This is a genomic window from Phocaeicola sp. ICN-14070 (assembly GCF_037892625.1).
GTDB classification, from domain to species: Bacteria; Bacteroidota; Bacteroidia; order Bacteroidales; family Bacteroidaceae; genus Phocaeicola; species Phocaeicola plebeius.
The window spans coordinates 1-10,070 of sequence record NZ_JBBKBF010000094.1 but is presented as its reverse complement, the minus strand read 5'-3'; the positions used below and the strand labels follow the sequence as shown (position 1 = coordinate 10,070).

Sequence of the window (10,070 nt, the reverse complement as noted above, 5' to 3'; positions counted from 1 at the left end):
ATTTTTCCTAGCCTATTTTGTCTGGCTGTATCCCTCTGCTTTCAGCAGGTCGATTATGCGTTGTTTGAACTCTCCCTGAATGAGAATTTCACCGTCTTTCACGGCACCTCCTACACCACATTTGGTCTTGAGCATTCTTCCCAGTTCTTTTAAATCATCTTCCGAACCGATAAAGCCGGTAATGACGGTAACGGTCTTTCCGCCTCGTCCTTTTTTCTCAATACTGACCCTTAGTTTCTGTTGTTTCGGGTCGACAGTTGCCGGCTCTTCCTCCTCATCAAGCTGATAGCTGAAGTCTGGGTTAGTGGAATATACAATGTTCAGGCGGTCTTTCCAGTCATTCTTTTTCATGTGAATTTAATTTAATCTACTTCAAAGGTATGACATTTTTCAGGAATCGTGTTCAGGGTTTACAAGAAATAGTTTAATTTTGCATTATTGATTAATTGAACACACTCCGAATGGCGGTACGAAGTCGTAAAATGACGGACAAGATTCCTGAGCCTACTTTACGCAGACTCCCGTGGTATCTTTCGAATGCAAAGCTGATGAAAGAGAAAGGGGAAAAGTATGTATCTTCTACACAGATTTCCAGACAAATAAATATTGATGCCTCACAGATAGCCAAAGACTTGTCGTGTGTGGATATTTCCGGACGCACGAGGGTGGGGTATGAAGTGGACTTGCTAATCCGGGTGCTGGAGGATTTTTTGGGTTTTACGAATCTGCATAAAGCGTATCTGTTTGGTGTAGGAAGTTTGGGAGGAGCTTTGCTTAGAGACTCCGGCCTGTCACATTTCGGACTGCAGATAGTGGGAGCATTCGACATTAACCCGAATCTGGTAGGGACGACCGTAGAGGGAATTCCGATTTATCATACCGATGAGTTTGAAGAGCGACGCGCAAAGGACGGAGTGAAAATCGGTGTGTTGACCGTGCCTATCAATATTGCGCAGGATATTACAGACAAGATGGTGGCCGGAGGTATTCAGGCAGTGTGGAACTTTACCCCCTTCCGTATCCGTGTGCCGGAAACGATTGTCGTGCAAAATACGTCACTGTATGCACATCTGGCAGTGATGTTCAACCGTTTGAATGAAATTATAAAGAAATAACTCCATGAAAATTATTGCTATAGGCATGAACTATAGCCTGCATTGCCATGAACTGCATGCAGGAGAAGCCTTGCCCCAGGAGCCGGTTATTTTTATGAAACCGGATTCTGCCTTGCTGAAAGACAGCAAGCCTTTTTTTATTCCTGACTTTTGTGAACAGGTGGATTACGAGACGGAAATGGTGGTGCGTATCTGCCGCCTGGGAAAAAATATTTCCGAACGTTTTGCTCATCGCTATTACGATGCCGTGACGGTAGGTATCGACTTTACCGCCCGTGACTTGCAGCGTAAGTTCCGTGCCGAAGGAAAGCCTTGGGAACTGTGCAAGGGATTTGACAGTTCGGCTGCCATCGGTGACTGGGTTCCGGTGGAAAAGCTGGGCGACATACAGAAGGTGAATTTCCATCTGGATATTGACGGAAAAACGGTGCAGCAGGGTAATACAGCTGATATGTTATTTTCTGTAGACCAGATTATTGCTTACGTGAGCCGTTTCTGCACGTTGAAAATCGGTGACTTGTTGTTCACCGGTACACCGGTGGGAGTAGGCCCCGTGCAGATAGGTAACCACCTGGAGGGATTTTTGGAAAATGAAAAACTTCTTGATTTTTACATACGATGAAGATAAGAGTAGGATTTGGATTCGACGTGCACAGACTGGTGGCAGGGCGTGAACTTTGGCTGGGCGGTATCCGCCTGGAACACGAAATGGGTTTGCTGGGACACTCGGATGCCGATGTGTTGATTCATGCCATTTGCGATGCCTTGTTGGGAGCTGCCAACATGCGCGACATTGGTTATCATTTTCCGGACAATTCAGCTGACTTCAAGAATATTGATAGCAAGATTCTGTTGGAAAAGACCGTAAAACTGATTGCCGGAAAAGGGTATCGGGTAGGTAATGTGGATGCCACGGTATGTGCCGAACGTCCGAAATTGAAAAAGTTTATTCCGGAGATGCAGGAAGTGCTGGCACGGGTGATGGAAGTAGATGTGGATGATGTATCCATCAAGGCTACCACTACGGAAAAATTAGGATTTACCGGACGTGAGGAAGGTATATCGGTCTATGCTACAGTATTAATTGAAAAAGATTAAAGGAGGACAAGAGATGAATCCGAAGTATTCTGTGGTGATTCCGGTGTACAACCGCCCGGATGAAGTGGATGAGTTGTTGCAGAGTCTGTGCAGTCAGACATATCGAAACTTTGAAGTGGTGGTCGTGGAAGACGGTTCTGCCATTCCATGCAAGCAGGTGGTGGACAAGTATGCAGAAGCGTTGGATGTGCACTATTTTGAGAAACCGAATTCGGGACCCGGACAGACACGCAACTATGCGGCAGAGCGCAGTCGCGGAGAGTATCTGCTGATTCTGGATTCTGATTGTATCCTGCCCGAAACCTATCTGGCTGCGGTGGAGGCAGAACTCCAGCGGGAACCGGCAGATGCGTTTGGAGGTCCTGATCGTGCCCATGATTCTTTTTCGGATGTACAGAAGGCCATTAATTATGCCATGACTTCTTTTTTTACCACCGGAGGTATACGAGGCGGCAAGAAGAAAATGGATAAATTCTATCCCCGTAGTTTCAATATGGGAGTCCGTGCCGAGGTGTACAAAGCATTGGGAGGATTCTCTGCCATGCGTTTTGGCGAAGACATTGATTTCAGTATCCGTATCTTTAAGGGAGGTTACCGTTGTCGTTTGTTCCCGGAAGCCTGGGTATGGCATAAACGTCGTACAGATTTGAAAAAATTCTTCAAGCAAGTGCACAATTCCGGTATCGCACGCATTGATTTGTATAAAAAATACCCTGAATCTTTGAAGGTGGTACATTTGCTTCCTGCTGTATTTACGGTAGGAGTCGTACTGGTATTGCTGGCTGCTCTTATCTGTCCGTGGAGTCTGCTCTTGCTAGCTTTGTTTGCCATTATTATTTTTATGGATGCTTCTATTTGCAATAAAAGTGTAAAAATCGGTGGACTTTCTGTCATTGCTGCGTTTATACAATTGACGGGCTACGGTTCCGGCTTTTTGCGGGCGTGGTGGAGGCGTTGTGTATGTGGTGGAAAGTCTTTCTCTGCTTTCGAAAAAACGTTCTATAAATAATAAATTGCTCTCAATAGGGGTTCGGTAGTTCGTCGGTATTTTAAGATAAAAATTGATACATGAACGAAAAACTGAACATTACCCAGTGGGCGGAAGAAGACCGTCCGCGGGAGAAAATGATGCTGCACGGTCCGGCTGCTTTAAGCAATGCAGAGTTGCTGGCCATCCTGATAGGTTCCGGCAATACAGAAGAGACGGCGGTAGAACTGATGCGGAAAGTACTAGATGACTGTCACAACCGTTTGAGCGAATTAGGAAAATATACAGTAGACGACCTTTGTCGCTATAAAGGAATTGGTCCGGCAAAGGCTGTGACCATTTTGGCTGCTTCTGAACTAGGGAAGCGCAGAAGAGAGGAGGAACCGTCTGAGCGGAAGAAAATTACCAGCTCACAAGATGTGTATGCCTTTTTTCATCCCCTGATGTGCGACTTGCCGGTAGAAGAATGCTGGGTGATGTTGCTGAATCAGGCTGCAAAAGTGATTGATACAGTCAAAATCAGTCGGGGAGGACTGGCCTCCACACAGGTTGATGTGCGTTGTATTTTGCGTGAGGCACTCTTGAAACGGGCCACTTCCATGATTCTTTGTCATAACCATCCCTCGGGAAATATTCATCCTAGTCAGGATGACGATCGTCTGACTCATGCGTTGCTGGAGGCAGCACGTACTATGAACATTCGTCTGCTGGATCATGTGGTAGTTTCGGACGGTGATTATTACAGTTACGGGGATGAAGGGCGCCTTTAATCTCTTTTTTTATCGGCCGAAGGTGAAAAAATGGAGATTTTTCCCTAAGTTTGCGGAAAGAATAAAGATTGAAAGATTAAAGATTATGGACAACGAAACGAAGTTGAAGATTGAGGAAAAAATCATAGATATGTTGAAGACCGTGTACGATCCGGAAATACCGGTAAACGTGTACGACCTGGGCTTGATTTATAAGATAGACCTTCAGGAAAGCGGAGAATTGACCATCGACATGACTTTGACTGCTCCGAACTGTCCGGCTGCTGATTTCATTATGGAAGATGTGCGTCAGAAAGTAGAATCGGTGGAAGGAGTGACTGCTGCTACGGTCAATCTGGTCTTTGAACCGGAATGGGACAAGGATATGATGACCGAGGAGGCAAAACTGGAATTAGGATTTTTGTAGAAAGAGACTTATGGATGCGATGAAGAATGTATATTTTCTTTCGGATGCGCACTTGGGTTCGAGGGCCATTGCACATGGGCGTACGCAGGAGCGCAGGCTGGTGAACTTTTTGGACAGTATCAAGCATCGGGCAGCAGCCGTCTACTTGTTGGGCGACATGTTCGATTTCTGGTATGAGTTCAAGTTGGTGGTTCCCAAGGGGTATACGCGTTTCTTGGGGAAAATCTCGGAACTGACCGATTTGGGAGTGGAAGTACATTTTTTTATCGGTAACCATGATATCTGGTGCGGAGACTATCTGGAAAAGGAATGCGGTGTCATTCTGCACCGTGAACCACTGACCTGTGAGATTTACGGAAAAGAGTTTTTCTTAGGACATGGTGACGGACTGGGCGATAATGACCCAAAATTCAAGTTGTTGCGCACAATGTTTCACAGCAAGACTTTGCAGCGTCTGTTTGCGATGCTTCATCCGCGATGGAGCGTGGAGTTTGGACTGGAATGGGCCAAACATAGTCGCCTGAAAAGGGAGGGTGGACGTGAGCCTGACTATATGGGAGAAGATAAGGAACCGCTGGTACTATTCTCTAAGGAGTATTTAAAGAGTCATCCGGACATTAATTACTTTATTTACGGTCATCGTCACATTATGTTGGATTTAATGTTAAGCCGTACATCGCGTATGATGATTCTGGGCGACTGGATTACCGAGTTCTCGTATGCGGTTTTTGATGGTGAAAATATGTTTTTGGAACAGTATATTGAAGGGGAGACTTCGGTGTGATACTGTTTTGAAAGGGATAAGAAAAAATTCAGGCGTTGAAGATTATATATTTTCTTCAACGCCTGAATTATTATAGAGTTATTGTTATCGAGCAACTTCTCCACTTTCCTGACGGGCGAGCAGCCCTTCTACCTCAGATACTTTCACCATGTTATAGTCACCGGCAATTGTATTCTTCAGTACGGAAGCAGCCGTAGAGAAATCCACACGTTTCTGGTTGTCCTCGTATGCGTTCTGTGCATAAAGCATGGCACCGCAGAATGCATCGCCTACTCCCACGCAGTCAATCACATTGTCGATGTCGAATACACGAGTGTATTTCATTTCTCCTTGTGCATAAAGCACTCCTGCAAATGTGTGGTGTTCTGAACTCATCACATTGCGCAGGGCAATATAGATGTATTTGCAGTTTGGAATCTGCTGGCTGATTTCCTTACAGAACTTCTCATACGCTGCGGTATCGTATTTTTCACCGCTTCGGGTGGCCTTGAAGCCAGGAGCCGGAACTCCGGTGACAAGAGCGTATTCACCTTCACTTCCAAACATGATGTCACTGCTGGTCATGAGCGGACGTAATACTTCCTGAGCTGTTTTTCCATAGTTCCACAAGTTTTTCCGGTAGTTGATGTCGTATGAGATAGTCAGTCCCATTTCCTTGGCTATGTCAATGGCTTCCTTGCACACTTCAGCCAATCCGGGAGTCAGTGCGGCATCAATACCCGACCAGTGGAAGATGGATGCGTCTTTGAAAATTTCGCGCCAGTTAATCATTCCAGGTTTCAGCTCAGAGAACGAGGAATTCTCGCGGTCGTATATGACGTTGGAGTTACGCATAGCGGCTGCTTTCTCCATATAATAGGTTCCTAAGCGGTGTCCGCCGAAAAGAATGTGTTTGGTTCCGATATTGTGAGAACGGAGTTCTGCGATACAAGTCTCTCCCAGCGCATTGTCCGGTAATCGGGTTATATATTCTACCTCTCCGCCAAAGTTGGCAATGGAAATGGCTACGTTAGCTTCACTTCCTCCATAATTAACCAGAAAGTCATGGCTTTGCTGGATGCGCAAGTTATCGGGAGTGGTAAGACGGAGCATGATTTCTCCAAATGTTACAATCTTTTTGCTCATAATAGAAGGTTTTTCGTTTATAGTTAGAATACGTGGGCAAAAAGAAAGAGGATACTTCCTGAAGGAATCTTTCTTTGCCTTTGTTTCTTGCGCAAAGATAGTGAATTCCTTTTCAGGAGGTATCCTCTTTTAACTCTTTTAGGATTCCTGCGATTATTTGTTGTTCAGGATTTCTGTAGTATCAGTAGCAATCATTAATTCTTCGTCTGTAGGAATAACCACAACTTTTACTTTTGAATTGTCAGTAGAGATGATGGCTTCTTTGCTACGTACTTTATTTCTTTCCGGGTCGATTTCTACACCTAGGAAGCCCAGTGTCTTGCAGACACCTGCACGGGCTGTAGCCTGATTTTCGCCTACACCACCAGTGAACAGGATTACGTCAACGCCTCCCATGGCAGCAGCGTATGCGCCAATGTATTTAGTAATGCGGTAGAAATACATATTTTCTGTCAGGATAGCACGTTCTTCACCTCTGGCTACTGCATCTTCCAGCTCGCGCATGTCACTTGATTTTTCGAACATACCCAGTACACCACTCTTCTTGTTCAGCAAGGTAGACATTTCGTCTGGAGTCAGGCCTTCTTTCTTCATGATGTAAGTGATGGCACCACCGTCGATATCACCGCAGCGAGTTCCCATCATCAAACCTTCCAGCGGAGTAAGTCCCATGGTTGTATCGATACATTTTCCGTCTTTTACGGCTGCGATTGAACCACCGTTACCGATATGGCAAGTAATGATACGGCTGCCTTCCTGCGGGATGTTCAGGAATTCACATACACGCTTTGATACGTAGCGGTGAGAAGTTCCGTGGAAACCGTAGCGACGGATACCGTATTTTTCGAAATATGAATAAGGTATCGGATACAGGTAAGCGTAGTCCGGCATAGTCTGGTGGAATGCAGTATCGAATACGGCTACCTGCGGTACTTCCGGCAGAAGTTTCTGTACGGCATAGATACCTTTCAGGTTGGCTGGGTTGTGAAGCGGGCCCAGGTCGCAGTATTCTTCTACAGCTGCAATTACGGCATCGTCAATCAGTACGGAACCGCTGAACTTGGTTCCTCCGTGCAATACACGGTGACCTACTGCTTTGATTTCGTGCAGGTTGCTTACTGCTCCATATTCAGCATTGGTCAAAGTATCGAAAATGAACTGTACACCAGTAGTATGTTCAGGTACGTCTTTTTCAATCACTTTCTTTTCACCGTTAGGCAAAGTCAGTTTCAGGAAAGAACCCGGAAGACCGATTTTTTCAATACCTCCTTGAGCGAGGACTTCTTTTGTAGTCATTTCAAACAATTTGTATTTGATTGAAGAGCTACCGCAGTTGAGTACTAATACTTTCATATCTTATTAAATAGTTTTTTGTAATGAGGAAAACTATAATGCCACTCTGCAAGAAAAGTGAGTGGCATTATGGAAATAAATTATCGGAGTCGGATGATTACTGTGCCTTGGCAGCGATAGCCTGATTGGCAGTGATGGCAATCATCTTGTATACGTCGTCGATGCTACATCCGCGTGACAAGTCGTTTACCGGACGAGCGATACCCTGCAGGATAGGTCCTACGGCAGTAGCGTGGCCCAGACGTTCAACCAGCTTGTAAGAGATGTTTCCTACTTCCAGGCAAGGTACAACCAATACGTTAGCTTTTCCGGCGATTTCAGAACCCGGAGCTTTGCTTGCACCTACTCTTGGAACCAGTGCAGCATCTGCCTGCAGTTCACCGTCAATCTTCAATGTCGAGTCTAATTCTTTTGCAATTTTCAATGCTTCTACCACTTTATCTACTACTTCGTGTTTTGCAGAACCTTTGGTAGAGAAGCTCAGCATAGCTACACGCGGGTCGATGCCTGCCACTGCTTTTGCAGTCTGAGCAGTACAGATAGCGATTTGTGCCAGCTGGTTGGCATCAGGTACAGGAGTTACAGCTACGTCGCCCATTACCAATACACCGTTGTCTCCGCATTCAGGAGCGTGTGTCAGCATCAGCATAGCACCTGAAACGCAAGTGATGCCCGGAGCAGTCTTGATAATCTGCAATGCAGGACGAAGTACATCACCAGTTGTATTGCGTGCACCTGCCAATTGTCCGTCTGCGTCGCCAGCCTTGATAATCAGACAGCCCAAGTACAAAGGATTCAGCACAAGTTTGCGAGCTTCTTCGATGGCCATTCCTTTTTTCTTACGAAGTTCGCACAGCAGCTGTGCATATTCTTCTTGTTTAGGATTGTTTTCTGGGTCAATGATGGTAGCTTTGTGGATATTACCCAATCCCCATTCTTTGGCCAGGTTCATGATTTCATCGGGGTTACCCAACAAAATAAGGTCTGCTACACCGTCTGTCAATATCTGATTGGCAGCTTTCAAAGTACGTTCTTCTGTTCCTTCCGGAAGCACGATGCGCTGTTTGTTTGCTTTAGCGCGTTTAACGATTTCACTGATTAAATCCATGATTTATATGTTAAATTGTAAATGCTTGTTGTGTGCGGTAACGAGCTTTTTGTTTTCCACTTGCAAAAATAGGTATTTTTGTAATATCTAGTTTGCAAAAAGCGTTTTTTTTTGCTTTAAAGTATGCAAAAACCTTTCCATCTCTTGTAGATTTGAATAAAAAGCGGCTTAGAAGGAGATTGTTTTTTCTGATTATGTATTTTTGCACCGGTTTTTAAGATAAAATAAAAGGTATTATGATTCGACAGTGTTCTATTCTTTTTGGATGTCTGGCGTTAGGTGAACTGATTGTTTATTTGACGGGTATTAAGCTTCCTTCGAGCATCATTGGTATGCTGTTGCTGACTTTGTTTCTTCAGCTGGGCTGGATAAAACTGGAGTGGGTGCAGGGGCTTACAAATTTTCTGGTAGCAAATTTAGGATTTTTCTTTGTGCCGTCAGGAGTGGCGTTGATGCTCTATTTCGATGTGATTACGGCGCAGTTCTGGCCGATTGTAATTGCGACGCTGGTCAGCACGATTTTGGTTTTAGTAGTAACAGGTTGGGTACATCAATTAGTTCGTAAGTATGGATTTTTTCGAAAATAAATTTTTTCTGCTGGCCATTACGTTTGGCTTTTTCTTTTTGTCAAAATTGTTGCAGAAAAAAACTGGATGGGTGCTGTTGAATCCTATCCTTGTGGCAATAGCCATGTTGATTTGTTTTCTTCAGTTCACGGGAGTTTCTTATGAGACTTACTCTGAGGCTGGTTCGTTGGTAGAATTTTGGTTGAAGCCGGCCGTCGTGGCATTGGGGGTGCCTTTGTACCTGCAGTTGCGCATGATAAAGAAACAGCTGATGCCGATTCTGATTTCGCAGTTGGCCGGTTGTGTGGTCGGGCTGGTTTCGGTGACGATTATTGCCAAATTGATGGGGGCCTCTCCGGAAGTGATTATGTCATTGGCTCCAAAGTCTGTGACTACTCCGATTGCCATGGAGGTATCGAATGCGGTAGGAGGGATTCCTTCACTGACGGCTGCTGTGGTTATTGTGGTCGGATTGTTTGGAGCTATCTGCGGATTTAAACTGCTTCAGGTAGGGCGTGTAGCTAGCCCGATTGCACAGGGATTGTCCATGGGGACAGCCGGCCATGCAGTCGGTACTTCACGTGCCATGGAAGTGAGTGGCAAGTATGGTGCATACGCAAGTCTGGGACTGACCTTGAACGGAATTCTTACCGCTTTGCTTTCGCCTACAATTTTGCATATCTTAGGATTGTATTAAGATTTTGCTCTTGTACGGAATGAACTGAATGACCGGCTGATTTGTTATTTTTTTCAGATG

At 45.2% G+C, this 10,070-nt stretch carries 13 protein-coding genes; 9 read left to right on the top strand and 4 right to left on the bottom strand.

What is annotated here, in order from left to right; translation table 11 throughout:
* Positions 1 to 12 precede the first annotated feature (12 nt).
* Positions 13 to 351: a translation initiation factor gene (locus WKT20_RS16845; protein WP_007558096.1), complete on the bottom strand. Its 339-nt coding sequence runs from the start codon at positions 349 to 351 to the stop codon at positions 13 to 15.
* Between the two features lie 110 nt (positions 352 to 461).
* Here WKT20_RS16845 and WKT20_RS16840 point away from each other — a divergent pair, with 110 nt between their 5' ends.
* The 7 genes from WKT20_RS16840 to WKT20_RS16810 all read left to right on the top strand — a co-directional run bounded on the left by WKT20_RS16840 (position 462) and on the right by WKT20_RS16810 (position 5,161).
* On the top strand, positions 462 to 1,115 hold the full coding sequence (locus tag WKT20_RS16840) for a redox-sensing transcriptional repressor Rex (RefSeq protein ID WP_117702677.1): 654 nt from the start codon (positions 462 to 464) through the stop codon (positions 1,113 to 1,115).
* 4 nt (positions 1,116 to 1,119) lie between these two features.
* Positions 1,120 to 1,737 carry a fumarylacetoacetate hydrolase family protein gene (locus tag WKT20_RS16835; protein WP_007558092.1) on the top strand — a complete coding sequence of 206 codons (618 nt, stop codon included), beginning with the start codon at positions 1,120 to 1,122 and terminating at the stop codon, positions 1,735 to 1,737.
* On the top strand, positions 1,734 to 2,213 hold the full coding sequence (ispF, locus tag WKT20_RS16830; RefSeq protein ID WP_340417777.1) for a 2-C-methyl-D-erythritol 2,4-cyclodiphosphate synthase: 480 nt from the start codon (positions 1,734 to 1,736) through the stop codon (positions 2,211 to 2,213). Before WKT20_RS16835 ends, ispF begins: the two co-directional genes overlap by 4 nt.
* 13 nt (positions 2,214 to 2,226) lie before the next feature.
* Entirely contained in the window at positions 2,227 to 3,222 is a 996-nt protein-coding gene (locus WKT20_RS16825) for a glycosyltransferase (protein ID WP_118165333.1), read from the top strand.
* A gap of 59 nt (positions 3,223 to 3,281) precedes the next feature.
* Positions 3,282 to 3,971: a RadC family protein gene (gene radC, locus WKT20_RS16820; protein WP_117702679.1), complete on the top strand. Its 690-nt coding sequence runs from the start codon at positions 3,282 to 3,284 to the stop codon at positions 3,969 to 3,971.
* A gap of 85 nt (positions 3,972 to 4,056) precedes the next feature.
* A complete protein-coding gene (locus tag WKT20_RS16815) occupies positions 4,057 to 4,377 on the top strand; it encodes a metal-sulfur cluster assembly factor (RefSeq protein WP_117702680.1) in 321 nt (106 codons plus the stop codon).
* Between the two features lie 19 nt (positions 4,378 to 4,396).
* Positions 4,397 to 5,161: a UDP-2,3-diacylglucosamine diphosphatase gene (locus tag WKT20_RS16810; RefSeq protein ID WP_340417778.1), complete on the top strand. Its 765-nt coding sequence runs from the start codon at positions 4,397 to 4,399 to the stop codon at positions 5,159 to 5,161.
* A gap of 84 nt (positions 5,162 to 5,245) precedes the next feature.
* Here the strand turns inward: WKT20_RS16810 and WKT20_RS16805 are convergent, their stop codons facing one another.
* From WKT20_RS16805 to pta, 3 genes are all read right to left on the bottom strand, one after another.
* Positions 5,246 to 6,286, bottom strand: coding sequence for a sugar kinase (locus tag WKT20_RS16805; protein WP_007558080.1), 1,041 nt, complete (start codon positions 6,284 to 6,286; stop codon positions 5,246 to 5,248).
* A 153-nt stretch (positions 6,287 to 6,439) separates the two neighbouring features.
* Positions 6,440 to 7,639 carry an acetate kinase gene (locus WKT20_RS16800; protein WP_117702682.1) on the bottom strand — a complete coding sequence of 400 codons (1,200 nt, stop codon included), beginning with the start codon at positions 7,637 to 7,639 and terminating at the stop codon, positions 6,440 to 6,442.
* Positions 7,640 to 7,736: 97 nt separating this feature from the next.
* A complete protein-coding gene (gene pta / locus WKT20_RS16795) occupies positions 7,737 to 8,747 on the bottom strand; it encodes a phosphate acetyltransferase (RefSeq protein WP_340417776.1) in 1,011 nt (336 codons plus the stop codon).
* A gap of 236 nt (positions 8,748 to 8,983) precedes the next feature.
* Here pta and WKT20_RS16790 point away from each other — a divergent pair, with 236 nt between their 5' ends.
* Entirely contained in the window at positions 8,984 to 9,334 is a 351-nt protein-coding gene (locus WKT20_RS16790; protein WP_022053109.1) for a CidA/LrgA family protein, read from the top strand.
* Positions 9,315 to 10,010: an LrgB family protein gene (locus WKT20_RS16785; RefSeq protein WP_117671343.1), complete on the top strand. Its 696-nt coding sequence runs from the start codon at positions 9,315 to 9,317 to the stop codon at positions 10,008 to 10,010. Before WKT20_RS16790 ends, WKT20_RS16785 begins: the two co-directional genes overlap by 20 nt.
* Positions 10,011 to 10,070: the final 60 nt, after the last annotated feature.